At 44.6% G+C, this 24,865-nt stretch carries 19 protein-coding genes and 1 pseudogene; 12 read left to right on the forward strand and 8 right to left on the reverse strand.

Annotated features, from left to right (window positions below; all coding sequences use genetic code 11):
- The first annotated feature begins 147 nt into the window (after nucleotides 1–147).
- Together QUA24_RS04575 and QUA24_RS04580 are read left to right on the forward strand one after the other, a co-directional pair.
- Nucleotides 148–801: an ATP-binding protein gene (locus QUA24_RS04575; RefSeq protein WP_333209208.1), complete on the forward strand. Its 654-nt coding sequence runs from the start codon at nucleotides 148–150 to the stop codon at nucleotides 799–801.
- Nucleotides 802–1,098: 297 nt separating this feature from the next.
- The gene (locus QUA24_RS04580) at nucleotides 1,099–1,398 is read left to right on the forward strand and encodes a DUF3593 domain-containing protein (protein WP_333209210.1); all 300 of its coding nucleotides are present in this window, start codon (nucleotides 1,099–1,101) and stop codon (nucleotides 1,396–1,398) included.
- 42 nt (nucleotides 1,399–1,440) lie between these two features.
- Here QUA24_RS04580 and QUA24_RS04585 read toward each other — a convergent pair whose 3' ends face one another.
- Complete coding sequence (locus tag QUA24_RS04585; RefSeq protein ID WP_333227578.1) at nucleotides 1,441–5,271, reverse strand: DNA polymerase III subunit alpha; 3,831 nt, start codon at nucleotides 5,269–5,271, stop codon at nucleotides 1,441–1,443.
- A gap of 260 nt (nucleotides 5,272–5,531) precedes the next feature.
- Here QUA24_RS04585 and QUA24_RS04590 point away from each other — a divergent pair, with 260 nt between their 5' ends.
- A complete protein-coding gene (locus QUA24_RS04590; RefSeq protein WP_333227580.1) occupies nucleotides 5,532–6,395 on the forward strand; it encodes a DUF4037 domain-containing protein in 864 nt (287 codons plus the stop codon).
- A 73-nt stretch (nucleotides 6,396–6,468) separates the two neighbouring features.
- Here QUA24_RS04590 and QUA24_RS04595 read toward each other — a convergent pair whose 3' ends face one another.
- Together QUA24_RS04595 and QUA24_RS04600 are read right to left on the reverse strand one after the other, a co-directional pair.
- Complete coding sequence (locus tag QUA24_RS04595) at nucleotides 6,469–6,888, reverse strand: lysozyme inhibitor LprI family protein (protein WP_333209216.1); 420 nt, start codon at nucleotides 6,886–6,888, stop codon at nucleotides 6,469–6,471.
- A 16-nt stretch (nucleotides 6,889–6,904) separates the two neighbouring features.
- Complete coding sequence (locus tag QUA24_RS04600; protein ID WP_333154630.1) at nucleotides 6,905–7,216, reverse strand: DUF2499 domain-containing protein; 312 nt, start codon at nucleotides 7,214–7,216, stop codon at nucleotides 6,905–6,907.
- Nucleotides 7,217–7,626: 410 nt separating this feature from the next.
- Between QUA24_RS04600 and csaB the strand changes: the two genes are divergently transcribed.
- The 3 genes and pseudogenes from csaB (at nucleotide 7,627) to trmB (ending at nucleotide 10,232) form a co-directional block, all read left to right on the forward strand.
- Nucleotides 7,627–8,664, forward strand: a complete 1,038-nt coding sequence (gene csaB / locus QUA24_RS04605) for a polysaccharide pyruvyl transferase CsaB (protein ID WP_333227582.1) — start codon at nucleotides 7,627–7,629, stop codon at nucleotides 8,662–8,664.
- A gap of 22 nt (nucleotides 8,665–8,686) precedes the next feature.
- Nucleotides 8,687–9,440: pseudogene (locus tag QUA24_RS04610) on the forward strand (Uma2 family endonuclease).
- Between the two features lie 159 nt (nucleotides 9,441–9,599).
- The gene (gene trmB / locus QUA24_RS04615) at nucleotides 9,600–10,232 is read left to right on the forward strand and encodes a tRNA (guanosine(46)-N7)-methyltransferase TrmB (protein WP_333209314.1); all 633 of its coding nucleotides are present in this window, start codon (nucleotides 9,600–9,602) and stop codon (nucleotides 10,230–10,232) included.
- Between the two features lie 149 nt (nucleotides 10,233–10,381).
- Here trmB and QUA24_RS04620 read toward each other — a convergent pair whose 3' ends face one another.
- A complete protein-coding gene (locus tag QUA24_RS04620; RefSeq protein ID WP_333227584.1) occupies nucleotides 10,382–11,896 on the reverse strand; it encodes a phospholipid carrier-dependent glycosyltransferase in 1,515 nt (504 codons plus the stop codon).
- Nucleotides 11,897–12,203: 307 nt separating this feature from the next.
- Here QUA24_RS04620 and QUA24_RS04625 point away from each other — a divergent pair, with 307 nt between their 5' ends.
- A complete protein-coding gene (locus QUA24_RS04625; RefSeq protein ID WP_333227587.1) occupies nucleotides 12,204–15,962 on the forward strand; it encodes a CHAT domain-containing protein in 3,759 nt (1,252 codons plus the stop codon).
- A gap of 142 nt (nucleotides 15,963–16,104) precedes the next feature.
- On the opposite strand, the gene acsF is transcribed toward QUA24_RS04625, so the two are convergent.
- Nucleotides 16,105–17,181: a magnesium-protoporphyrin IX monomethyl ester (oxidative) cyclase gene (gene acsF, locus QUA24_RS04630; protein WP_333227742.1), complete on the reverse strand. Its 1,077-nt coding sequence runs from the start codon at nucleotides 17,179–17,181 to the stop codon at nucleotides 16,105–16,107.
- Between the two features lie 417 nt (nucleotides 17,182–17,598).
- Between acsF and QUA24_RS04635 the strand changes: the two genes are divergently transcribed.
- Complete coding sequence (locus QUA24_RS04635) at nucleotides 17,599–18,075, forward strand: TM2 domain-containing protein (protein ID WP_333209224.1); 477 nt, start codon at nucleotides 17,599–17,601, stop codon at nucleotides 18,073–18,075.
- Nucleotides 18,076–18,255: 180 nt separating this feature from the next.
- Nucleotides 18,256–18,429, forward strand: coding sequence for a 50S ribosomal protein L32 (gene rpmF, locus QUA24_RS04640; RefSeq protein WP_006632406.1), 174 nt, complete (start codon nucleotides 18,256–18,258; stop codon nucleotides 18,427–18,429).
- Nucleotides 18,430–18,471: 42 nt separating this feature from the next.
- On the opposite strand, the gene queA is transcribed toward rpmF, so the two are convergent.
- Nucleotides 18,472–19,611 carry a tRNA preQ1(34) S-adenosylmethionine ribosyltransferase-isomerase QueA gene (queA, locus tag QUA24_RS04645; protein WP_333227589.1) on the reverse strand — a complete coding sequence of 380 codons (1,140 nt, stop codon included), beginning with the start codon at nucleotides 19,609–19,611 and terminating at the stop codon, nucleotides 18,472–18,474.
- A gap of 148 nt (nucleotides 19,612–19,759) precedes the next feature.
- Between queA and QUA24_RS04650 the strand changes: the two genes are divergently transcribed.
- On the forward strand, nucleotides 19,760–20,149 hold the full coding sequence (locus QUA24_RS04650; RefSeq protein ID WP_006632408.1) for a hypothetical protein: 390 nt from the start codon (nucleotides 19,760–19,762) through the stop codon (nucleotides 20,147–20,149).
- Between the two features lie 198 nt (nucleotides 20,150–20,347).
- On the opposite strand, the gene QUA24_RS04655 is transcribed toward QUA24_RS04650, so the two are convergent.
- Nucleotides 20,348–20,941, reverse strand: coding sequence for a YraN family protein (locus tag QUA24_RS04655; protein ID WP_333227591.1), 594 nt, complete (start codon nucleotides 20,939–20,941; stop codon nucleotides 20,348–20,350).
- Nucleotides 20,942–20,953: 12 nt separating this feature from the next.
- Between QUA24_RS04655 and QUA24_RS04660 the strand changes: the two genes are divergently transcribed.
- Nucleotides 20,954–21,475: a pentapeptide repeat-containing protein gene (locus tag QUA24_RS04660; RefSeq protein WP_333227593.1), complete on the forward strand. Its 522-nt coding sequence runs from the start codon at nucleotides 20,954–20,956 to the stop codon at nucleotides 21,473–21,475.
- A gap of 164 nt (nucleotides 21,476–21,639) precedes the next feature.
- Here QUA24_RS04660 and dnaG read toward each other — a convergent pair whose 3' ends face one another.
- Nucleotides 21,640–23,658, reverse strand: coding sequence for a DNA primase (dnaG, locus tag QUA24_RS04665; RefSeq protein WP_333227595.1), 2,019 nt, complete (start codon nucleotides 23,656–23,658; stop codon nucleotides 21,640–21,642).
- 227 nt (nucleotides 23,659–23,885) lie between these two features.
- On the opposite strand from dnaG, the gene QUA24_RS04670 reads away from it, so the two are divergent.
- Nucleotides 23,886–24,830 carry an NAD-dependent epimerase/dehydratase family protein gene (locus QUA24_RS04670; RefSeq protein WP_333227597.1) on the forward strand — a complete coding sequence of 315 codons (945 nt, stop codon included), beginning with the start codon at nucleotides 23,886–23,888 and terminating at the stop codon, nucleotides 24,828–24,830.
- The last annotated feature ends 35 nt before the right edge of the window (nucleotides 24,831–24,865 follow it).

A 24,865-nucleotide genomic window follows, 5' to 3' on the forward strand; every position in this document is an offset into this window, starting at 1 on the left:
TTGCTGATGCGCTGCCTTCTATAAAAAAGATAGCATTTTTATGTGATCCCCGAAATAATACCGAGCCAGCAAGTATAAAAAAGATACCGGGTGTCTCGGCGGGCGGGAAAATAGGGTACAGCTAATACTTTCATACGAGGAAAATAGATGTCTAACAGCATAGATCAACTTGCAGAAGGCGGCAGGGGGATCAAACTCATGTGGCAGATTGCAGACGAGATCAGTTACACCCGGACTCTCGACAATCGAAACTGTTTGTGGCTGACCAAAACTTACGAAGTAGAAGGTCGCAAGCGATCCCAAAATTTTATAAAAAAAGCTAGCGTTTTAGATGGATTAATGAATTTATTAAACACCTGGGATTGGCAGAGTAAACAGCAGCAGGAAGAAGAGTTCCATGAAACTTGTATTCAACATATTAGCCTGCAAGTCAACACAGATGTGAATGCTTTAACTCAAGTTTTGTTGTGGTTTGAGCAGTTGAAAGATTTATCGCTCCCCAATGAGGTTTGGTGGAAGTTTCAGTTGGCGCTGGCTGAAGGTTTCACTAATGCAGTTCGCCACGCTCACAAAAATCTGCCAGTAGAAACTCCTATTCAACTGGAAATTATGGTGTTTAACGGACGGTTGGAACTCAAAGTTTGGGATTGTGGCCCTTGTTTTGATTTTGATGCTAAGCTGAAGGAAATTCTGGTAGCAAATAGAAATAACTGCTTGGATTTAGAGGTTTTGAACGATGCTTGCTTGATGCCTAGCAGACAAAAAACTTTGGAACCGTCTCTATTTCTAATTGCTGGGTAGCTTTGGGGTGATGGACAATTAACAGACTGGCACGGTGAAAAATGTGTTATGCTAAAAACGGTGTTAGGGGAAAAGTTACGGGTTTTGTCTCCGCGTAGGTGAGGGGTTTTAAATACTGCCAACCTGCTGCAGCTTGGGTTAAGAGCTATGGTCTTGGGTAATTCTATAGCAGTTCGATTGAAACGGGTGCATCTGTCTAATTAAATATTAAAAACTAAACATTAAAAGTTAAAAATTATTCACAATATTTTTTGAGCTTTTAATTTATCATAGTATCTGGTTGCTCACCAATTACTAATGATTTCCAAAGAAACTTTATTTGTTCTGTCTCTATTTCCCTACTTGGGATTTCTCTGGTTTTTGACTCGATCGGGAAAAACACCCCGTTTAGCTCTGATGGGATTTTACGGCACTCTCGTTTTTGTAGCGGTGACGATTCCCGCCGCAATTTACGCAAAAGTTGCCTACAACGAGTCACTAGCAAATGTCGATTGGCTGCACGGTTCTGCGGAACTATTCTTGACACTTGCCAATATTTTATTAGTTTTAGGCTTTAGAGAAGCGGTGATTAAAGCCAAAGCATCCTCGCCCGAATAAACTTGAGAGGGTAGTTGGGATTAATGCGAAACTTTCATTTGGCTAGCGTCTGTTTAGTTGGGCGAGATAAGTGACATACTTGTGAAGGCGATCGGTTTCAGTGTCAAGTAAACGACTAGCCCAAGAATGTACATTAAGTTGCGATCGCATTTCTCGAAATGCCACAGTATCTCCGCGATTGTCTAGAGGAAAAACCCAAGCATCAAATCCAGCCGACTTGAGACGGCTAACAGTTCCCTCGCCATCTTGCACCCACAATTGTGGGTTAATGCGAAGGGGTTGACATGAATATTCACCGACAACAATTCCCCCCAAAGAAACGCTAGCATCTTCTCCCCGATTGGAAAGTTCTTGCAAAATAGCTTTGAGGGAATTGAGTTTTTTCCCGTCTTGTACTTGTTGCGGTGTAAGCTTGAAAATCACCATTTCTAAAACTTCGACAGGTTTTGTCGATCGTACAACGTTGACTGGTTCCGCCGGCCAACGGTTGTTTATTTCCGGTTCCGCCTTCTCGATTTCCTCTTCAACCTGTACGGTTTCAACGGGCTTTGCAGTGTCTACAATTATCTGAATTTCTTCCCCATCTTTCTCAATTTTTCCACTAATCAGTAAGATAGCATTCTCTACAATGTAAGGTTTCACTTGTTCGTAAGCCTTGGGGAACACAACCGCTTTTATTTGATGTGTCAAATCTTCTAATTGCAAAATTGCCATCGCATCGCCTTTTTTAGTCACTACCAGCTTGATAGCGCTGATCATGACAATAACTGATACTTTCCCCTTTTTATCTGCTAACTGTTCGAGAGTCACCACATCGGGGTCTGGGTTTACTTGCATGAGAAACTTTAGGGGATGTTCTGACACATAAAAACCAAGTAATTCTTTTTCTAAACGCAATTTTTCCTGTTTGTCATAATCTTGTACCAATTTAGATTTTGGCGCCGACTCATAGGTATTGACCGACTTACCAAAGCTATTCGCACCTAACAAATCAAAGAGATTGCCTTGGCCACTTTCCCGATCTCTTTTGCGGTCTTGCGCCCATTTCACCACCCCTTCGATGTCGTTTACTAATTGATGACGGTTGGGCTCAATTTTATCAAAAGCTCCGCATTGAATTAAAGCTTCTAGAGCGCGGCGGTTGACAGAATGGAGATTTACGCGATCGCACAAATCAGCCAACGATTTAAACTGACCCCCTTCCTGCCGCGCAGCCAAAATATTTTCAATTGCCGATTCTCCCACATTTTTAACAGCCGAAATCCCAAACAAAATTTTATCTTTTGCAGAACCAGTCATCTGTTTCGGTATCGGTGTAAAAGTAAGTTCCGAGCTATTAACATCGGGCGGCTCAACCTCAATACCCAGCTTCAGACAATTGGCAATATATTTCTGTACTTTATCCTGATCGCCCCTGTTAGCAGTCAGCAGTGCAGCCATATATTCTAGAGGATAATTCGCCTTTAAATAGGCAGTTTGATAAGTGATATACGCATAGGCCATTGAATGGGATTTATTAAAACAATATTCCGCGAATTGCAGCATCTGCGCGAACAGTTTATCAGCAATTCTTTGACTGACTCCATTCTTAGTTGCGCCGTCGATAAATGTTTCCTTTTGCTTCTGCATTTCATCAGCTTTCTTCTTGCCCATTGCGCGCCGCAGCAAGTCAGCTTGACCCAAAGAATAGCCCGCCAAATCTTGAGCCATCCGCATAATTTGCTCTTGAAAGCAAAGCGTTCCGTAAGTCTCTTTTAAAATCGGCTCTAATAGCGGATGATCGTACTCAACTGTTTTACCATGCTTGCAGTCAATAAACTGAGGAATCAAACCTGCGTCCAGCGGCCCAGGTCGGTAAAGTGCCAAAATAGAAGAAATATCATCCAGACAGGAAGGTTTGAGTTTTTTCACTACATCCAGCATTCCAGATGATTCTAGCTGAAAAATACCTTCTAAATCTCCTCTTTCTAAAAGTCTATAGGTTTTATCTACATCATCGGGTAACTTTTTGATTCTGCCAAAAGTCTCTTGAGCTCTGCGCTCTATATCAGAAGGTAGCATTTCTGGATCGACAATTAGATTTTGGGTTTGCTTAATATAATCAACAGTTTTCTGGAGCGTTGTTAAGTTTTTCAATCCCAAAAAGTCCATTTTCAGCAGCCCCAAAAATTCCAAATCTTCCATGAAATATTGGGTAATCACAGCACCCTCATTATTCTTTTGCAGCGGTACAATTTCATCCAACGGCTCTGAGGAAATTACCACACCTGCCGCGTGAACACCATAGGTTTTGTTAGTTCCTTCAATGCGAATTGCCATGTCAATCCACTGACGAACGGGGACTTCAGTACCAGTTTCTGCATTTATGCAAATTGTATTTTCATAGTTGTCTTTAAATTCCTGTGCAGGTGTGTCATTGGAAATCATCACTTTAAGTTTTTCCGGTTTTCCCCTGGACACGGGAATTAGTTTAGCCATTTCGTCGGCTTTTTTGTAGGGAATACCTAACACTCTCCCAACATCTTTCAAGACAGCTTTTGATGTCATTCTGTTGAAAGTAATAATTTGCGCTACGCGCTCGCTACCATATTTTTCCGTAACGTATTTAATCATGTCGTCCCGTCTTTCTATGCAGAAATCGCTATCAATATCTGGCATAGATTTCCGTTCGGGATTGAGAAATCGCTCGAATAGTAGTCCGTGGTGTACGGGGTCGATATTGGTGATTTTGAGGACGTAGGCAACTAGAGAACCTGCGGCAGAACCGCGTCCTGGCCCTACTGGAATATCGTTGTCTCTAGCATATTTTATGTAGTCCCAAACTACTAAAAAATATTCCGAAAAGCCCATCTGCTGAAGCATTTTCAGTTCGTATTCTAGTCTTTGTTTGTAGACTGGGGGGATTTCATTTCTGGTGCGGGCTTTGAGGCGTTCTAACAGTCCCAGCCAGGATATTTCTTCTACATAAGTATCGGCTGTATGTTCTGGAGGAATTGGAATTGTGGGAATTCGAGCTTCTCCTGTGAGCTCGTATCTCGATACTTTATTTGCGACCTCTAGGGTATTTTCGATCGCCTCTTTGATTGTTTCATCATCCAAATGATCTCGAAACAGTTGCGCCATCTCCTCGGCGGACTTAAGATATTCAGTACCGCTGTAGCGCATCCGCTTGTCTTCTTCAATCAGTTTGTTGGTGTTAATGCACAGCAAAGCATCGTGTGCTTCTACGTCGTTGCAGGAAATATAGTGAGAATCATTGGTGGCAATTATTTTAATCTTGAGTTCGCGGGCAATTTTAACGATTTCAACATTAACAATCCGGTCTTCCGGGGAACCGTGGTCTTGAATTTCTATATAGTAATCTTCCCCAAATACTTCTTTATACCAACTGGCTACTTCACGGGCAGCATCTAACTTGTTTTGCAGAATCATTTGGGGAACTTCGCCACCCAAACAAGCACTGGTAACAATTAAACCTTCGGAGTATTGTTTTAGCAGTTCCTTGTTAATGCAGGGGCGGGCAAAGATACCTCTTTCAGGCATTCCCTTTAAGTGGGAAATTGTGGTTAGTTTGACGAGGTTTTTATAACCTTGGGTATTTTTAGCTAAAACAACTTGATGGTATTTTCTTCTACCTCGAACTTTTACTTCAATGTCGCCGTTGACGACATACATTTCATTGCCAATAATCGGCTTAATATTTTTATTTCGGCAAACTTTGATGAGTTCGATCGCGCCGTACATCACGCCGTGGTCTGTAAGGGCGATCGCGGGCATCCCCAATTCCACCGCCCGTTCTGCGAGCTGTTGTAGCTGAGAAGCCCCATCTAGTAAGCTATAATCGCTGTGAATGTGCAAACCAACGAAGGACATAGGGATTTTAGATTTTAGATTTTAGATTTTAGATTCTACACTATCCGCGTGTCAAAGTGTAAAATAAAAAACAAACTTTTATGTTACTTTTGAGATAATTTTGGTAGGGGATACGAGACCGCAGCGCATCAGTTCGCCTCCGCCGTATTTGTTAACAATTATCAATTGTTGAGTTAGGAGTTCAAAGTTATGCGTTAAAATCTTGATCGCTAGAGTTAAGCATTTGCTGTGATTTTTTAAGTGCAAAACAAGGTAATTAAATGCCGCACAATTATCAACTAGCTCTCGAACAAATTCCCCCACTGGCTCAAACTATTGGGGAGCAGTTTAGCAGTTTGCCTCAAGTTGTAGCCGTCGTTTTAGCAGGTTCTCGAACAACTCTCGTTACGGATGAGTCATCGGATTTTGATTTTTACGTATATGTTAAAGAGGAAATTCCTGTTGACATACGGGAGGCGATAGCGAGACAATTTTCCGATCGCATTTCAATCAACAATCAATTTTGGGAACCCGGAGACGAGTGGATAGATATTAACACTGGCTGCGGTATAGATATTATGTACCGCAGGCCCGAATGGATCGAAGAAGAACTCGATCGCATCCTGGTAAAATATCAAGCATCAGTAGGTTATTCAACCTGTTTTTGGTGGAACATTCTCACCTCAGTATCATTGTATGACAGAGACGGTTGGTTTCAGCAATTTCAAGCCAATGTCGATCGACCTTATCCAGAACAACTCCGTCAAGCCATAATTGCCAAAAATTATCCGATTTTGCGCCACCAGATTTTTTCATTTCGCCACCAGCTAGAATCCGCTGTTTTGCGCCGCGATTCAGTAAGTATTATCCACCGAACAGCCGCTTTTTTAGGCAGTTATTTTGATATTATTTTTGCTGTTAATTCTATCCCTCATCCGGGCGAAAAGCGTCTGGTAGAAAGGGCAACAGCTTTGTGTTCAAAATTGCCGGAAGATTTGGAAAGCCAAATTCACAGTCTAACTAATTCTATTTCGTTACCTGCAGGCGATCGCCAAATTTTACATTGTCTTGATGGACTGGTTGACAGTCTCGATCACTTGTTGATTGAGGCAGGTTTAATTGCTACTAATTCTCTCGCTAACTAGGTAAGTGCAAAAAAAACAGAGTGCCATATCCTAGGGTTAGCAGTGTGCACCTCCCTAAATAGCGATCGAACTTTTACAAATTTGCTTGTTGCAAATAACGCTCCAAATCTTTAATCCGTTCTTGCGTCACTCTTGCCCTGCAATAACCGTAGGTAGAAGCAGCCAAAGAACCGCCTTCAAACTGCCCCATTTCATAATTGCAAGATTCATCTCTAAACTTGAGCCAACTACGCTGTGCTACTATCAATCTTTGCTTTTGTTTGCTGTTGAGTTTCGGCTGAAGTTGCTGATATACTTGATTGAGTTTCCTGTCGGCTGCCTGAAACTCCTGACTGGAACACGCATTCTGCTCCTGTGTAGTTTGAGGACTTTTGCAGTTGGGCTGTTGAGCGAGTTGCAAGGAAGTGTTGCTGGCTTTGCTAGGAAGCAAAAATCCGGCTGTTAACAACAGCGAACTCGTGGCTAATTTGACCCAAATAGTGATTTTTTTCAAAATATTTACCTCTTTTTCAATCTTTAATTTTTTCGGGTTGAGCCGATCGCCAAATCCACCAAGCCGCCGCCCACAAAGTAAAATTGCCGAAGAGAGTCATCGCCGCTTGCAGGGTAACTATCCATTCTAGGGCTGGGGAGTTGTCAAAATAGTGCCATGTACAGGCACACATAGCGCTGACGAGAGCGGGCAGCATTCCGGCGGAAAGGGCCCACCAAGCTCGGTTTTGAGTGACTTCGCCGTAAGTCCAAATTAACCAGATGGCGGCAATCCACTCGACGACGCTAGAGACGTGAATAATCCAGGTGGGAATTGACAAAGCGTGCATTTTTTGTATTGTGAACGAAGATGAAAGATTTATCGATCGGGACTTACGCAACGGTCATATAAAGTATGATGAGTCAGTCGATTTTAGATTTTAGATTTTAGATTTTAGATTTACTCCACAGATGAATCTTGGAGCTTGAGCTTTGGTCTAAAATTTTAGGAGCATCCACGACTTAAGTCGGGGCTTGTACCTGTTTTTGGGCTGGTCATACAATTTTAGATTAGCGATTCGAGATTTTATTAGATTTGCGATTTGAGCTGACTGATGACGTAAAGCCTTGAAGCTTACTGACAGTAGCGTTTTTTTGGGTAGTAGTATTATCAAATTTCAAATCTCAAAAAAATCTAAAATCCAAAATCTAAAATCTAAAATACTTAGATTCTCCATCACAAACAAACAAAAGAGTAGAAATGCGAGCAATTTTGTGCGGCTATTACGGTAAAGGCAACGGCGGCGACGAGGCGCTGTTGGCATCGCTACTGCAAATGTTACCAGATGGCGTGACGCCGATCGTCCTGTCTGGCAATCCTGTTGAGACAAATCAGCGGTACGGGGTAGCTGCGCGCGATCGCATGAATGCCTTTCAAGTTCTCGAAGCACTCCGCACCTCCGACGCCCTAATCTGGGGCGGCGGTAGTTTAATCCAAGACGCTACTAGCATTGTGAGTCCTTTCTATTATGGTGGTTTGATGGGATTAGCGCAGCAGATGGGCTTAAAAACTGTTGCCTGGGCCCAGGGAATTGGGCCTTTGAAGCGCGAAATGACTCGCAAGTTATCTCAGCGCTGTTTTGCGGGATGCACCGGCGTCAGCGTGCGGGATAAAGGTTCAGCTACTTTACTTGCAGATTGGAAAATTCCCTTTACTTTAGCGCCCGATCCGGTGTGGGCTTTGGAGAACTCGCCCGTGTCGGGTTTGTGGGATTTACCTGCGCCCAGAGTAGCTGTTTGTTTGCGTTCTCATCCTACACTAACTACCGCCCGTTTATCAATCTTAACTCAAGCTTTAGTTGACTTTCAAAAAGCAACTCGCACCTTAATTTTGCTGCTGCCTTTTCAAGCGTCTCACGACTTAGAAATTGCCCAACATTTGCACGAAGCCCTGCCCAAAAGGAGTCGCATCCTCAGTTTAGACGATCCGAGAAAATTGAAAGGAGTGTTCCGGGGAGTCGAAATGGCGATCGGGATGCGCTACCACAGTTTAATTATGGCAGCATCGGAAGAATGCCGCTGTTTTGCCCTCAGCTACGATCCGAAAGTCAGCCAGTTAATGGAAGAGCTAGAAATGCCGGGATACTTATTATCAGAATTGCCAGACGATCCTTATTTAATCAGCAAAACCTGGATCGAACACTATGCTAACGGCGACGCCTTATCGTCAGACAGGATAAAATTTATAGTAGAGCGATCGCTCTTTCATCGCGAAGTATTGCGAGCCGCGCTCCAATAATCTCATTCAGAGGTGAAATACAATGACAGTCAGTACAGCCGACTTAAAAATTACCTGGGAAAAATTGCCAGACGACTTCATTTTAGACGAGCAACCAGTGGAAAATATCGACCAACCCTTGGTAGCCGCCGCCTTGCGCGAAATCTTAGAAATCGCAGGGCTAATTGTAACAGGAATATTAGTTGCCCCAAACATGGGAATTTGCGCTACATTAAACGGCAAGCTAGTTATTAAAGCTCCAGATTGGTTTTATGCCCGCAACGTCCAGCCGCTTTCCAGTCAAGAAATTCGCCGCAGTTACACTCCAAACTTAGAAGGAGACATTCCGGCGATTGTCATGGAATTTTTGTCAGCTAGTCCCAACGATGAATATTCTAGCAAACAAACTTATCCGCAGGGAAAATGGTTTTTTTTACGAACAAGTATTGCGAGTTTCAATCTATGCACTTTTTGAGCCTGCCGCTGGAGTGTTAGAAGTCTACCAGTTGGATTCATCAGGAAAGTATGAAGTACAACCACCAGATTTAAACGGCCGTTATTGGATTGCAGGAGTTGGGTTATTTCTGGGGGTTTGGCAGGGAACAAAAGCCGAAAGAACGGGATATTGGTTGCGGTGGTGGGATGAGAGCGGAGAAATGTTATTGTGGGGAGCAGAGATGGTAGAAAGGGAAAGGCAGCAAAGGGCGATCGCTCAACAGCAAGCCGAACAAGAACGAGAACGATCGGAAAGATTAGCCGCCCAATTAAGAGCAGCAGGCCTTGAACCAGAAGCCTAATGCAATAATGAGCAATTTAAAATTGTCCCTCTGCAATTTAAGATTGCTCATTAATTAAAAAGTATTGGCTAAGATCGCAAAAATCAATATTTATCTGCGTTAATCCACGTTCATCTGCCTTCATCAGCGGTTCAAAATTACATTCAGGAGACAGCAAAATTGGCAAGAGTAAGAGTGCGGGAACACGTCAATCCCCTATCAATTAGATATCAAGCATCTGCAAGTCCCCCGGATTGGACTAAAATCTATGCCGACTTAAATTTACCGCTGCATTTAGATATTGGCTGCGGCAGAGGACGGTTTTTGTGGCACATGGCGCAAATCCAAACAGACTGGAACTTTCTCGGATTAGAAATTCGCGAACCTCTGGTAGAAGAAGCGAATCTTTGGCGGGACGAAAAAGGCTTGACAAATTTGCACTATTTGTTTTGCAATGCGAATAGTTCCCTGAAGCCAATTTTAGAAACTTTACCCGCAGGCACTTTGCAGCGAGTTAGCATTCAATTTCCAGATCCGTGGTTCAAGAAAAAGCACCACAAACGGCGGGTGGTGCAGCAGGAATTAGTCAATGAATTGGCAAATTATCTGGCAATTGGTGGGGAAGTTTTTATCCAGTCAGATATTGAAGAAGTAGAAAGAGAAATGTGCGATCGCTTTTCATCTCACCCGATTTTTAAACGTCAAAATGGCGGCGAATGGTTAGCAGAAAATCCCCTGCCTGTGGCTACAGAAAGAGAAATTGCTACTCTGAAACGGGGTGAACCAGTTTATCGAGCACTCTATCAAAAATAATGCTTGCTTTCGCAAACTCACCTTTGTCATAAATGTTATAACTTACATCTTGCACCTTGGTTAGGAATAGGCAAGATGCCTGTTCCACAAAACTTAATTTTCTTGTGGAACGGGCCGGAGAGCCCGTTCATAAAAGAATTATTTCTAACTTAAACCCAAGACGGCAGCCACATCCGAATATTGAATTCCCACTTCGACAAAGGCAGTCCCAAATAGATAGGCATCCAGAAAATAAAAGCACCCAAAACCAGAAAAATAATTGTTACCCCCATCCCTCGGAGTCTAGTTTGAGGGCTGTGCAGCCACCTGTCAACCCACCAAGCAAGTGCTAAGCCTGAAAACACAGAACAGCCCATATAATGGTATAAAAATATGCAGCGAGTCACCTTCACCCAAGGCAGCAAATTAGCGGCCCAATTAACTATTAAATATAACCCCAGCCACATTTCAGCAGTCGGCGGAAACAAAATCGGCTGCTGCTGTTCTATCCTTTCAACAGAAGCCTCGTTGCGCGTTTGCAGCCACACCAAAATTCGGTGAACTAAAACTCCTATTACTAGCAGTAAAGCTAAGGTTGACAGCCACCAAAGGAAGGGATTTCCCATTGCATGAACGTCAAAAATTACCTCAGTTGCACCTTCAGGTAAAGGCGGCAAAACCGGATCTGATTGTGCATTGTTGCTAGCTTTTTTGAAGAAGTAAACTATCGGGCGCAGCATCAACGGCCAGCCGTACCACGCGGAACAGTAAGGATGCACATCTGGGCCACTTTTAATCCGCTGGTGATAAGTCAAGATTTCCGTTTGCATCTGCCAGAAATTGGGAGTTGGATTAAAGTGCAGGTGAGGAATCCAAGAGATGCTGTAAACTAGAATAGGAATAATAGCTAGACTCAAGCAGAGTTCTATAAAATTGAGTTTAGTCAGTTTTTGTACTGGACTTTCGGCAGGAATTAGAGGTGAATCTACCTCGCGGCTTTGTTCTTCATTTCCTCTGTTACCCTGGATAAAACGAACGACCCAAGCACAGATTAAAATTAGATAAGTACCGAAAAGGAACCATAATCCGTTCCATTTGATAGCCGCAGATGCGCCGAAACCTATTCCGGCGAGTACCAGCCAAAGCCAGCGCTTTTTGCCTTCGGCTTCTACGGATTTTAAAATAAATAACTGACCTAAAATTCCAAATAAAACCAGATAAATGTTGTTCAGCGCGTAGCGAGACTCAACTAAAAACAGACCGTCGCAAGCGATCAATAAAGCAGCAATAAAAGCAAAGGTGCGGCGCGGAACTAGCTGATAAGCCAGGGTTCCCACAACTAGCGGAATAAAGGAACCTGTAAGAGCATTCAGCCAACGGTAATCCCAAGGAGAAAGCAGGGAACCAGCCATACTGTTGACGGCTGTTTTGCCGAAGGGAAGGTGAGTGCCAATCCAAATGCCGATCGCAATTATGTACTGGCTCAGAGGCGGGTGAGCGTTGAAAAAAGGAGTTTTTGTGAGATAATTGTTGGCAAATTTAGCGTAATAAACCTCGTCAAATACTAAAGTGTTAAATCGCTCTAGTTCCCAAAAGCGGAGAGTTAAGGAAAATAGAAAGATGCCGAGCATTGCTAGGGAGAAAATAACATTCGATTTGTTAAATTGTTTTTTCTTGATTTTCATAAAACAGCAGCAAATAATAGATACTAAATTTGAGGGCGATCGCTAATTTAAAATTCCTGAGTATAGAGTAACGTAAAATAGGACTTGCGCCGAAACAGAATTTTTGAGGAGAAACCGGGTTTTTTTGAAATACCCGGTTTCTTAAACCCGGTTTCTAATAATGCTTGGAGAGTGCAGCGAGAAGGAGTAGCGACTATTGTTTCATCAAATGCTCCCGATCTAATTGGCAAGCAGGAAGGAAAAGGGTGCATCACAAGGTGCGATAGATTATGATAGCAGCTATCATGTCTTTTGTGAGCGAGTGCTTATGAATCCCATACTTTCGATTTGGGGGCCTTGGGGGTTAGCTGTAGGTGCGACTATCCTGATGGGATCTGCTGCCGCGCCAAATCCCCAAACATTTGAAAGCTTTGCTGATTTTTGTACAAACAAAGAGAATTTGCCCCCTGAAACCAGACATACGGTGGAGGTGTTGCTATCAAAAGCAAAAACACAAGAGTGCGATCGCGCTCAAACAGCACTGACTAATCTCACAGAACTTTCCCTAATTCGCAATCAAATAGTCGATATCAAACCATTATCAAAATTCACCAATCTGAGAGAGCTCAACCTCAGTACAAATCAAATAACAGATGTGCAACCCTTATCGGGACTGACTAATCTGAGATCCCTCGTCCTCAATTTCAATCAAATCTCAGACGTGAAACCATTATCGGGGCTGACTAATCTGACAGACCTTTTCCTCGAAGCTAATCAAATCGTAGATGTAAAACCTTTAGCGGGATTAACTAATCTAACAAAGCTGTCACTCGAAGCTAATCAAATTGTAGATGTGACACCTTTATCGAGAATGACTGAGTTAAATTTTCTTTATTTGGGTGACAATCAAATCTCAGACGTGAAACCATTATCAGGACTGACTAATCTCACACTACTTTACCTAGCTGACAATCAAATAGTCGATATCAAACCATTATCAAAATTCACCAATCTGAGAAGGCTCAACCTCAGTATAAATCAAATAACAGATGTGCAACCCTTATCGGGACTGACTAATCTGAGCTCTCTCGTCCTCAATTTCAATCAAATCTCAGACGTGAAACCATTATCGGGGCTGACTAATCTGACAGACCTTTTCCTCGAAGCCAATCAAATCGTAGATGTAAAACCTTTAGTTGGATTAACTAATCTAACAAAGCTGTCCCTCGCATCTAATCAAATTTTAGATGTGACACCTTTATCGAGAATGACTGAGTTAAATTTTCTTTATTTGGGTGACAATAAAATTGCAGATGTGAAACCATTATCGGGATTTGCCAATCTGATACTGCTTTTCCTCGAATCCAATCAAATCGCAGATATCAAACCTTTAGCGGGATTGACAAATCTGACCGCCCTACACCTCAGTAGAAATCAAATCGCAGATATCAAACCTTTAGCGGGATTGGTATATCTGACCACCCTCGATGTCAGTAGAAATCAAATCCCGGATGGAGAAGCCGATCGATTAATTGAGAAAAACAAACAACGATTAAATCAAAAAACAGATGAAGCCGAGCGATTGGTTGAGGAAGCTGGGCGACTATTCGATCGGGAAACAGCAGCATCTTACCAGGAGGCATTGCAAAAGTTTGATGCAGCGCGTTCGCTTTATCAAATGCTTAGAAATCGGGACAAGGAAGCTAAGACGCTGAATATAATGGGCTTGATTAGTAATAGATTAGGAGAAAGACAGCAAGCCCTGAACTACTACAAGCAAGCCCTTTCTGGGTCTCAGACTGTAGGCGATCGCCAGATGCAAGCCCTCATCCTCAACAATATCGGCGCCTTCTACTATGCTTTGGGAGAGAAACAGCAAGCCATCGACTACTATAACCAAGTCCTTTCCTTAATTCGGGAAATGGGCGATCGCCCTGAAGCAAGTATCAACCTCAGCAACATCTCGAACCTACCCGCAAACAGCGATAGATCTTCGGTCAATCGCACTGCGGAAGCCACCACACTCAACAACATCGGCTTAGCCTACAAAGATTTTGGAGAAAAACAGAAAGCAAAAGAGTATTTTAACCAAGCCCTTACCTTATTCCGCGCTATGGGCGATCGGACTAAGGAAGCCACTATCCTCAACAATATTGGCTTAGTCTATTCAGATTTGGGAGAAAAACAAACAGCCCTCGACTACTACAAACAAGCCCTAGATTTGAGACAAAAAGCGGGCGATAGGCGTGGAGAAGCCAACAGCCTCAACAATGTAGGTAATACTTACTCAGAATTGGGAAAACTGGAGAAAGCAGAAGAATATTTCAACCAAGCCCTGCCGCTGTTTCGCACTGTGGGCGATCGTCCTGGGGAAGCCCTCACCCTCTACAATAGGGCTATTCTCAAAGGCGATCGAGGCAATTTAATCGCAGCCATCACTGACATTGAAACCTCCATCAAAATCATCGAAAACCTCCGCACAAAAATTACCAACCACGAGCTCCGCATCTCATACTTTGCCACCGTACAACACTATTACCAGTTATACATTGACCTGTTAATGGAACTGCACAAAGCCAATCCCAACTCTGGTTACGATCGCAAAGCCTTAGAAGCCAGCGAAAGTTCCCGCGCCCGCAGCCTCCTAGAACTTCTTCAAGAAGCAAACGCCGATATTCGCCAAGGTGTCGCCCCGGAATTATTGCAGCAAGAACGCAATTTACAACAGCAACTCGATGCCTTAGAAACACGGCGGATCGAAACTATAAGCCGCCCCAATCATACCCCCGCAGAAAAAGCAGAATTAGACCAAAAACGGCAAACTTTACTAGGACAATATCAGGACATTCAAGCCCAAATCCGCTCCACCAGTCCCCGGTACGCCACCCTCACCCAACCGCAACCTCTAACGCTGGCACAGATTCAACAACAAATCCTCGATGACAATACCATTTTACTCCAGTATTCTTTAGGGAAAAATCGTAGCTATCTCTGGGCTGTGACTAAAACCAGTATAACCAGTTATGAATTGCCCAAACAGGTTGACATCGAAAAAGCCGCCCGCAATTTCCGCAATGCTGTGACTAGCCCGCTCTACCGAAACATTCCCGCTCGAGTTGCTGAAGCTAACAACACGCTTAGTCAAATTATTTTACAGCCCGTAGCAGCACAACTCGGTCAAAAGCGCCTGCTGATTGTTGGCGATGGCATTCTCAATTACCTCCCCTTTTCCGCCCTTTCGCTCCCCGAAACACCCGGTAAAAATCCGAATCCGCCTTTAATTGTAGACCATGAAATCGTGCTGCTGCCTTCCGCCTCCACCTTGGGAATCTTAAGACAAAACTACAATGACAGACAACCCCCAACTCGGACTTTAGCAATGCTCGCCGATCCAGTTTTTAGCGGTGACGATGAACGAGTCAGAACCCAGTCTAATAGCGCCAATCCCCAAGCAATAGAATCAGTAAATCTCGGTTTAAGCCGCTCTAGCCGCGCCAATAACATACAGTTGAGCCGTTTAAAATTTACACGCCAAGAAGCTCAAATCATTCAAGCGTTAGTTCCGGCCAATTCTCGCACCGCATCTTTGGATTTTGCAGCCAGCCGCGCCGCAGCAACCAGTCAGAACTTAAGCCAATATAAAATCATTCATTTTGCCACTCACGGTTTAGCGAATAGCACTAACCCGGAACTATCAGGAATCATCTTGTCGCTGATAGATGAAAAGGGCAACCCTTTAAACGGATTCCTGCGACTTACTGATATTTTCAATCTGAAGTTAGCAGCCGATTTAGTAGTGTTAAGTGCCTGTCAAACCGGATTAGGGCAGAACATCCAAGGCGAGGGCATGGTAGGATTAACGCGGGGATTTATGTATGCAGGGGCGAAGCGAGTTGTGGTGAGTTTATGGAATGTGGATGATGAAGGAACGGCTAACTTAATGTCGAGTTTCTATCAGGGAATGCTGCAAAAAGGGTTAACGCCAGCGGCTGCTTTAAGGGCGGCGCAACTCGAAATGTGGAAGCAGGAAAAGTGGCGTTCTCCTTATTATTGGGCGGCTTTTAACCTTCAGGGGGAATGGCGATAAATTTTATGAAAGAAACCAGCATTAATTCCAATTCCGGGCGACTGTAAGTCGGGCGAGAACTTTTTGCGGTGAATCTGGATACCAAAAAAAAGCGGTTCTGCTTGTCGCAGAACCGCCGTCACAGAGGATGAAAAATCAAAACTTAACGCACAGCGCCCTGTACTGAAGGTGATTCAATTGTTTTCATGAAGTACAGCTTCACTAATTGCCAGCCGTTCGACAGATACAAAGGCAATTTTTGGAAGAATTGCAATAATTTCGGAGTATTAGAAGCAACAATTGCAGTCAACTTCTGATTGTTCTTGAGGCAAACATCCAGCCGTTCATAAAATTCTGGATTGTTCACGTCCAGCATGACGGGGAATACGCGGCCTGCTGTTTCGTTGGTCTTTTTAATCACTTCGATGTCGTATTCGCGAGCATCGAGACCGAGCGATCGATAAAAACCCGCGCGCTGGATATCATTGAGATACATTGTCGCGAACACTGACAGCAAGAAGAAACGGCACCAAAGCTTAGCGCGCCAATCGTTCAACATCTGAGGCTGAGCTCTCATCACGGCATCGAAGAAATCTCCGTGGCGGTTTTCATCCTGGCACCAATTTTCAAAGAATCGGAAAATCGGATAAATCTGGTCTTCAGGATGGGCTTTTAAGTGCTGATAAATCGTGATGTAGCGCCAATAACCGATCTTTTCAGACAAGTAAGTCGCGTAGAAAATAAACTTCGGCTTAAAGAATGTGTAACTGCGGCTCTTTGTCAAGAAACCTAAATCCAGGGACAAATTAAAGTCGGACAGCGCTTTGTTGAGGAATCCGGCGTGCCGCGCTTCGTCGCGCGACATCAGGTTGAAACCCTCGGCGAGCACTGGATTTTTGTCTTTGAGCCTGCGTCCCAATTCTTTGTAAAGCAAGAACCCAGAAAACTCAGCGGTGCATGAACGTTCTAGAAACTCAATGAACAACTGGCGTTTTTCGCCGTCAATGTGATCCCAAGATTGAGCGAACTCCTCATCCCGCACGAAGTGGTTTTTGTTGTAGTCAACGCGGAACTCTTGGATAATTGCTTCTAGTTCGGCTTCATTTACCGAGATGTCCATTTTGGCCATCTCGTCAAAATCTGTTGTGTAAAATCTCGGCGTGAGAATAGTTTCTTTGGCTGGGGCTTTCACTCCCGGCCGCAGTTCTTCAAAAGTGGGTTTTTTGAGGGAATCTACCATATTTTTATTGGATTTCTGCTTATAACTACTCGCTTGTTTCCATTGTCGGGTACTGCGGGCGATCGCGCTCGTGTATTTCCGGCCAGCGCTGGCGGCGCGCTTGGTTTGGCGCTCCGTGTGGAATCCAGGTCTAAGCTGCTGTAATTTCCACGCCCTCCAGTTTACCAAGCTCTCGCCCGCGCAAATATGTTGCGGGCGTTAAGAATTGCTACGCAAAATTACTCATGGGGCATGGGGCATGGGGCATGGGGCATGGGGCATGGGGCATAGGGCATGGGGAATTGGTAGTAAATAAACAATAACTTCGGACTATGCACAAATATCTGCTGGTGTCAAACTGTTCAAAGACCAGATAGAAAGTACAAAATGTATACAGGGACTCCAATTCTTAGAATTATCAGGCAGGACGGTCAGAAAATGAGCAATTTAGGTGTTAGTTACCTTTTATGGGCAGCTTGTTTTTTCGGCCCATTCGGACTCCACCGCCTCTACAACGGCAAGATTGGTACGGGTTTGCTGTGGCTGTTTACCTTTGGTTTGTTTGGGTTTGGGCAATTGTTTGACTTGCTGCTGCTGCCGAACATGGTGGACGAACGCAATGCCAGTCTCAGGGGCAAACTCGGCGTATCTCGCGAAGGTATACCGCTATATCCAGTCAGCGGGGCGATCGCCGCGACATACCCCAAGCCAACTCCAGACCAGTTAGGGGTTAAACTCCTGAAGGCAGCTTATACCAAGAACGGAAGATTATCTGTCACCCAAGGGGTGATGGCAACCGGCGCTACTTTTGCCGAAGTGGAAGAGGCTTTCACGGCAATGCTCAAAACGGGTTATGTGAGTATCGAGAACGATGCCGTAACTGGCGTCGTGATCTACCACTTTCACGAACTTTAGCTGCTGCGGGTGCGTTGCCTAGGGGATTTTGTCTATTTTTCCAGAAGCTAATCGCTGACGCACCCTACTACTTGATATTGCTGACCTAGCAGTTGTTGCCGTTTTTCGAGTAAGTATTGCCGGCAAAATCGGCTAGAATGTTTGTTTGTCTATATAAGCAAGCAGAAAGTATTTAGCGTCATGGCAGTCCCTAAGAAGAAAACCTCCAAATCCAAGAAGAATATGCGTAAGGCCACATGGAAGCGCAAAGCTGTAGTGGCAGCTCAGAAAGCTCTATCTCTGGGCAAGTCGGTTCTGACTGGGCGTTCCAACAGCTTCGTGTATCCCGGCAATGAAGAAGAGGAGGAAGAATAGAAACGGAATACCGGGCATGGGGCGAACCCGATGCCCGATCGATCAATCCTTTTTTGCTGTTGGTAAAATCAGCATGGCATCGCCAAAGGAATAAAAGCGGTACTGTTGCTCGATCGCTTCTCGGTACAAATCCAACAGCCGAGGCCTTCCAATCATCGCACTTACCATCATCATCAAAGTAGAGCGGGGCAAGTGAAAATTGGTAATCATCCCCTCTACAACCCGCCACTTGTAACCAGGGTAGATAAACAAATTGGTCGGGCCGCAAAAAGGTTGCAAGGAAAAATCGCCACTCGCGGCGGCGGCTCCCTCTAAAGCTCGCACTGCTGTTGTACCCACGGCAATGATCCGCCCGCCTCGGGCTTGAGTTTCCCGGATTTTCTCAACGGTGGCGGGGGGTACTTCCACCCATTCGCCGTGCATTTTGTGAGCCGTCACGTCTGTCACCTCCACGGGGCGAAACGTCCCTACTCCGACGTGTAGGGTGACAAAAGTTTTTTCGATTCCCCGCTGTTCCAAGCGGCTGAACAATTCTTCGGTGAAGTGCAGGCCTGCTGTGGGGGCAGCCACGGCCCCAAGCCGATCGGCATAAACAGTCTGGTACTGTTCCGCTGAAGCTTGGGAATTTTCGATGTAGGGCGGCAGAGGTACGTGGCCGTATTCGTCCAAAAACTTCGCCAGATTCTCATCTGTGGGGATGTCAAACTCCAACAGCCGTCCCCCTGTTGCGTCGTCCCTCTCTATAACTGTTGCAGTCAATCGACGACGATCGGGCATCGTGGCATTGGGAAGGCAACAGCAAGGAGCTGTGGTCGAGTCCTCACACGCAGGGGCGATGGGATCAAACTCAATTTTTGCTCCCAACTTTAAGCGTTTCCCCGGTTTAACCAAAGCCAGCCAACAGTTGTGCTGCCGTTCTTCCATCAACAATATCTCCACAGCCGGGCCGTTGGGTTTGTGCCCGTAGAGCCTCGCTGGCAGCACGCGGGTGTTGTTGAGCACCAGCAAGTCGCCCGGTTGCAGCAAATCGGGTAAATCCCTAAAAATCCGGTGTTGCTGGCTGCTGGGAGAATCTACAGCCAGCAAGCGAGAACTGTCCCTCGGCACTACGGGATTTTGGGCAATGCGCGAGGGCGGAAGTTCGTAGTCGTAGCCGTCCAAAGACCAGTCCATCTCTGTCATCAAGTGAATTCCTGTGCGATCGATCTGTCAACTGGGTAACAAATTGGGTAAAAACCCCCATGCAAAGTCGGGTGCTTTTCCCCTTGTGGTGGCGGGTATAGCCCGCGAGGATAGAGGTGTAGCATCAGCTTTGCTCATAAGGATCGTTATGGAATACCTCTACTACATCGCCAATACTAGCCTTACTCTGAGAGTCGTGGATTACCTACGCACGGCTCATCATCTTCCCTTGCAATTTATCACTGTTATTCACCAAATTGACGGCTGGGTGGTAAAGGTGAAAATGAGCCAATATTTAACTCCCGAAATGCACGGGGATTTTCGGGCTTTTATGAACGAACTCGGGATTCCTTACGATCCTGAAATTCGCTTGCAAATGGCGCTGTGGAGTTTGGAAACCGGACAGTCGCCACTGAGCGTGATGCGCCGCTACCAGGTGGCAGTGGTTTGTCACGGCAGCCCTGACCGCAAAGAAATTGAAGCGTTTCGCCAGCAGTTTGTCAAGGGCCTGGGGTATTGCCCAGAAACTCTCGCCTAGATTGCTACGCATATAAATTAACTGTGATGACAGAACAGGAGAGGGAGAGAAGGGGAAAGCGGGAGAAGATTTAACGCTTTTTTCAGATCCGTTAAAGCTCAAGAGAGAAATGCGCGACAGCCTAGGCAAGTTAACAATTAACAATTACCTAGTGGCATGGCTTTGAGATTTTACCCTCTAAATTTTAATTATATATTTTTAATTGCTAAAAGCCGAGCGAATGTATTCTTGCAGCGTGAGTCGGTAGTTTCCTGCAACGGTGGATTGAGAGTGCGCTGCTGTTAATGGTGGTAATATTCGCTTAGTATTTTGTTGTGAAGGTTCGCACCTGACTAGGGCGACATCAAAGCGACAAGAACTATTTGTTAAATCTGGACGAGTGCTTAAAAATATTTCGGCTGTTTGCCAAAGTTTGGCTTGTTTTGTGGTGGTAACAGCCAGCATTCCACCAGCATCCCAATTTCCCCGGCGGCGAGTTTTTACCTCTACAAATGCTAATGTTGGGGATTGGTAATTGGGAAGAACTCGGTTTTTTGCGCTTTCTTCATCTCTTCCGAGTGCAATGATGTCAATCTCTCCCCAGCGACAGTGCCACTGCCGGTGCAGGATTTCCCAACCTTGCTGCTGCAACCAGTCGGCGACTAAGTTTTCTCCCAATGTGCCGATATCCCTAGAGTTGGGGGATTCGGGGGAATTGGAGTCAGCCGTCGCGAGCGGGCGATTCCCTACGGGATAGCTACGCTTGACGCGCTTTCTGGTAGAATTCAATTCTGAACTGTCACGGCTGTCCATTAGCTTTAACTTATGAATTCTCGAATTCGCCAACATCGCAAAAATATTTATACTTTCTTGCTGAGTTTTGTTATTTTAGCAGTAATTGTCGCTGGGGCGATCGGCATTAATCCCGCACCTGCTTTCGCTTTGGATCACGACAAAGAAATTCTAGTCGGCGCTGATTTTAGTGGACAAGTTCTGACTGACGACAGTTTTAATAAAGCTAATCTTCGCAATAGCAATTTTACTAATGCAGATTTGCGGGGCGTCAGCTTTTTTGCTGCCAATATGGAAGAGGCAAATTTTGAAGGCGCTAATTTCACGGGTGCTACTTTAGATTTAGCTCGCATGATGAAAGCAAATTTAACTAATGCTATCCTTGAGGGTGCTTTCGCTTACAATACCAGACTCGAAGGATCTGTCATTGACGGTGCTGATTTTACAGAGACACTGCTGCGAGACGATATGATCGAAAAACTTTGTAAAGTGGCAAAAGGTACTAATCCGGTGACAGGTAGAGATACTCGCGAAACTCTTTTTTGCGATTATTAAAAGGAGCGTTGAATAAAGGAATAAACTCCTTACTACAAACGGGTTCGTAGTAAGGAGTTTATTCCTTATACCAGTAAAAAAAATGTAACCCCAGGCAAGCTTCAAACCTATCTCGAACGAGTCATCCCCAATCTAAACTCTAAAATCTAAACTTTAAAAGGGTATTAGCCCCAAGGCACGGAGGTTAAATCGTAAAAATTAACTTGACGCAGCCTCTCTAATTCCTTGAGCCATTCTTGTTCGGCACAGAATAGTTGGTGATATTCTATAGCTTCTTCGCCACTGCTAGCTGCCTTGGCTTTTTCCCACATATTGAGTGCAATTCGGCGGCGCTTCATGCTGATAATTTGCTCGATACAGGCGAGGGCAGATCTAATGACTAGAGGTGCGCGATAAACATTTCTTTCTGAGAACTCATTTAAGTGAAATAAATGCGAGATTTGATTTAGTTGATTCGGATATTCAATGAAGCTATCTTGTAATTTTAATATTAACTCTGAAGGGGCTACTTGTAAAGACATTTTGTGCAATATTTCAGCATTCACAATCTGGTGCCACAAAAATCTGTGGTGAGAAAGGCTAAACTGCACGTCTCTAGCTTCTATTGCTTCTCTGACATCTTGGCGGTATTCAGGACAGTGCAAATAAATCTGCAATAATTGCGCTTCTGCCTCTTCTAAAAGACTGCGGGCTACGGCAGATAAGCTTGATTTTGAGTTTTTGTTTTCGCCGCTTGCACGCTGTTTTTTATATTGTTTGTTCGGCTTCAGCTTGTTTCTAATTAACATGGGCATTGTCAAGGATTCGTCTTGACTCTGCCGCTTTGCCCAATCGCTGACTACTTGGTTTAGCAAGTTTTCAGCAATCATTTTTGTGAGTCTAAAATCCCCTTTACTGAGAATTTCGGCGCACTTTTGCAGATAATGTGCTAGCTGATTGTCGTCAGTGATATTGGTTAATAAATTAATGATTTTTTTGGTAACTTGCTGGGAAGTATCGGCTTGCTTCAAATCTTGATTGACGAGCATTTGTTGCAGTTGCCAGTCGATCCACAACGGAGCATTTTCGAGCAATTCTCGATATTGTTCTGGGGAGTAAGTTTTGAGGTATTCGTCGGCATCTTTGCCGTCGGGAATGTTGAGCACCCGCAGTTGCACTTCTCCTTGATAAGCGAGTTTTTCTATTTCTCCAATAGCGCGTTCTGCTGCTTGAGTCCCTGCTTTATCAGCATCGAAGTTGAGGATAATTTGTTTGGAGTCAGTGTAGCGCAATAACTGCCGCACTTGATTTAAACTTAAGGCTGTGCCGAGGGAAGCGACGGCGTTGGAGATGCCGGCGGCGTGAAGTGCGATCGCATCAAAGTACCCTTCCACAACCACTGCGCGATCGGCTTTGCTAATCGCTGTTTTCGCTGTATCTAAGGCGAATAAAGTTTTGCCTTTGTCGAAGAGTTCTGTTTCGGGAGAATTGAGGTATTTCGGCTGTTCGTCGCCGAGAGATCTGCCGCCGAAACCTATGACCCTGCCTTGGGTATCACGAATGGGAATCATAATGCGATTGCGGAAGCGATCGTAATAGCCACTGCCTCCCGATTTGCGTGGTACAATTAATCCAGCTTGTTCTACTAATTGCGCCGGATAGTTTTTTTGTTCTACCAAATAAGTGTAAAGTGCTTCCCAACCTTGGGGTGCATAACCTAATTGAAATTGTTGGAGAGTTTCTTCGCTGAGCTTGCGCTCTGATTTGAGATATGCTAAGGGTTCTTCTCCTTGGTTTTGCCGCAAAGCGTGTTCGTAAAACTTGGCTGTTAGTGCTGAGATTTCATACAGTTGTTCCCGCAAAGAAATTTGGCGCTGCAATTCTTGTCGGTGTTCCGGTTCGACAGTCTTGACAGGGACTTGATAATTTTTAGCTAATTCTAATACTACTTCGCTGAAAGGACGTTTCTCCAATTCCATGAGAAACTTAAAAGCATTGCCACCTGCACCGCAGCCGAAACAATAGTACATTTGTTTGGCTGGGCTGACTGTAAAGCTGGGAGATTTTTCGTCGTGAAAGGGACACAAACCTACGAATTCTTTGCCGCGTTTTCGCAACACGACGCGACCGGAAATAACGTCTACTATATCGGCTCTTTGTTTGACTTCTTCGATTGTTTCTGGATGCAGCCGGGGAACTTGCATAGGGCTATTTTAGGCAACTGGAAATTATGTTTATTTTGAGTGATCGCACCATGCAACTAAAGCCGAGGACTTACTTTCAGGACGGGCGCACAAAAACTCAAGCGTTCCGGGTTTTTATAGCAGGGCTGATGGCTGTCACCGTGTTTTTTCGTAAAAAACCCGGTTTTTCCGTAAGGCATAACTTTATTGTAAGATATTTACACTAACTGTAAGGAGCATCGAAAATAATGCGAATTTTAATGATGGGCGGTACTCGGTTTATCGGGGTTTATCTTACTAAGATTTTAGCAGCACAAGGGCATGAAGTTGTGTTGTTTAACCGGGGCAACAAGCCTGTACCGGTTCCGGGCGTGGAACAGATTCAGGGCGATCGCACAAATGTCGAACAACTAAAAGAAAAGTTATCGACGGTCGAGTTTGACGCTGTTTTTGACAACAATGGCCGCGAACTCAGCGATACAAAGCCTTTAGCTGAAATATTTAAAGGGCGGGTGCAGCACTTTGTTTACATGAGCTCTGCGGGGGTTTATTTGAAGTCGGATCAAATGCCTCATATGGAAGGGGACGCTACTGATCCTAAAAGCCGGCATTTGGGTAAATGCGAAACAGAAACTTACTTGGCAGCATCGGGTTTGCCTTGGACTTCGATTCGCCCGACTTACATTTACGGGCCACAAAATTATAACGATTTGGAGGCTTGGTTTTTCGATCGCATTGCGCGCGATCGACCGATTCCGATTCCCGGTAATGGAATGCACTTCACGCAGTTAGGGCACTGTCAGGATTTGGCTAAAGCAATGGCGGCGGTTTTGGACAACGAAAGGGCGATCGGGCAAATTTACAACGTTTCGGGCGATCGATTTGTCACCTTTGACGGTTTAGCCCGCGCCTGCATTCAAGCAGCAGGCAAATCCCCTGATGCTATTAAGATTGTACACTACGATCCGAAACAATTTGACTTCGTCGGCAAAAAGAAAGCTTTTCCGATGAGATTGCAGCACTTTTTCGCTTCAGTTAATAAAGCTGTCACCGAGCTTAACTGGCATCCGGAATTTGACTTACTTTCTGGATTGAAAGATTCTTTTCAGAATGATTATGTAGTTTCGGGGCGGGACAAAGCTGAGATAGATTTTTCACTCGATGATGAAATTTTGAAATCGGTTCAAAGTTAAGTTAGAGTGGGAGCATCCCAACGCCAGCAAAAATA

This window comes from Microcoleus sp. Pol12B5 (assembly GCF_036701335.1).
Taxonomy (GTDB): Bacteria; Cyanobacteriota; Cyanobacteriia; order Cyanobacteriales; family Microcoleaceae; genus Microcoleus.

Excerpts from the sequence above, each read along its gene's own strand:
- QUA24_RS04575 (WP_333209208.1), top strand. The coding sequence starts at position 148 with ATGTCTAACAGCATAGATCAACTTGCAGAAGGCGGCAGGGGGATCAAA.
- QUA24_RS04580 (WP_333209210.1), top strand. The coding sequence starts at position 1,099 with ATGATTTCCAAAGAAACTTTATTTGTTCTGTCTCTATTTCCCTACTTG.
- QUA24_RS04585 (WP_333227578.1), bottom strand. The coding sequence starts at position 5,271 with ATGTCCTTCGTTGGTTTGCACATTCACAGCGATTATAGCTTACTAGAT.
- QUA24_RS04590 (WP_333227580.1), top strand. The coding sequence starts at position 5,532 with ATGCCGCACAATTATCAACTAGCTCTCGAACAAATTCCCCCACTGGCT.
- QUA24_RS04600 (WP_333154630.1), bottom strand. The coding sequence starts at position 7,216 with ATGCACGCTTTGTCAATTCCCACCTGGATTATTCACGTCTCTAGCGTC.
- csaB (WP_333227582.1), top strand. The coding sequence starts at position 7,627 with ATGCGAGCAATTTTGTGCGGCTATTACGGTAAAGGCAACGGCGGCGAC.
- QUA24_RS04620 (WP_333227584.1), bottom strand. The coding sequence starts at position 11,896 with ATGAAAATCAAGAAAAAACAATTTAACAAATCGAATGTTATTTTCTCC.
- QUA24_RS04625 (WP_333227587.1), top strand. The coding sequence starts at position 12,204 with ATGAATCCCATACTTTCGATTTGGGGGCCTTGGGGGTTAGCTGTAGGT.
- acsF (WP_333227742.1), bottom strand. The coding sequence starts at position 17,181 with ATGGTAGATTCCCTCAAAAAACCCACTTTTGAAGAACTGCGGCCGGGA.
- QUA24_RS04635 (WP_333209224.1), top strand. The coding sequence starts at position 17,599 with ATGAGCAATTTAGGTGTTAGTTACCTTTTATGGGCAGCTTGTTTTTTC.
- rpmF (WP_006632406.1), top strand. The coding sequence starts at position 18,256 with ATGGCAGTCCCTAAGAAGAAAACCTCCAAATCCAAGAAGAATATGCGT.
- queA (WP_333227589.1), bottom strand. The coding sequence starts at position 19,611 with ATGACAGAGATGGACTGGTCTTTGGACGGCTACGACTACGAACTTCCG.
- QUA24_RS04650 (WP_006632408.1), top strand. The coding sequence starts at position 19,760 with ATGGAATACCTCTACTACATCGCCAATACTAGCCTTACTCTGAGAGTC.
- QUA24_RS04655 (WP_333227591.1), bottom strand. The coding sequence starts at position 20,941 with ATGGACAGCCGTGACAGTTCAGAATTGAATTCTACCAGAAAGCGCGTC.
- QUA24_RS04660 (WP_333227593.1), top strand. The coding sequence starts at position 20,954 with ATGAATTCTCGAATTCGCCAACATCGCAAAAATATTTATACTTTCTTG.
- dnaG (WP_333227595.1), bottom strand. The coding sequence starts at position 23,658 with ATGCAAGTTCCCCGGCTGCATCCAGAAACAATCGAAGAAGTCAAACAA.
- QUA24_RS04670 (WP_333227597.1), top strand. The coding sequence starts at position 23,886 with ATGCGAATTTTAATGATGGGCGGTACTCGGTTTATCGGGGTTTATCTT.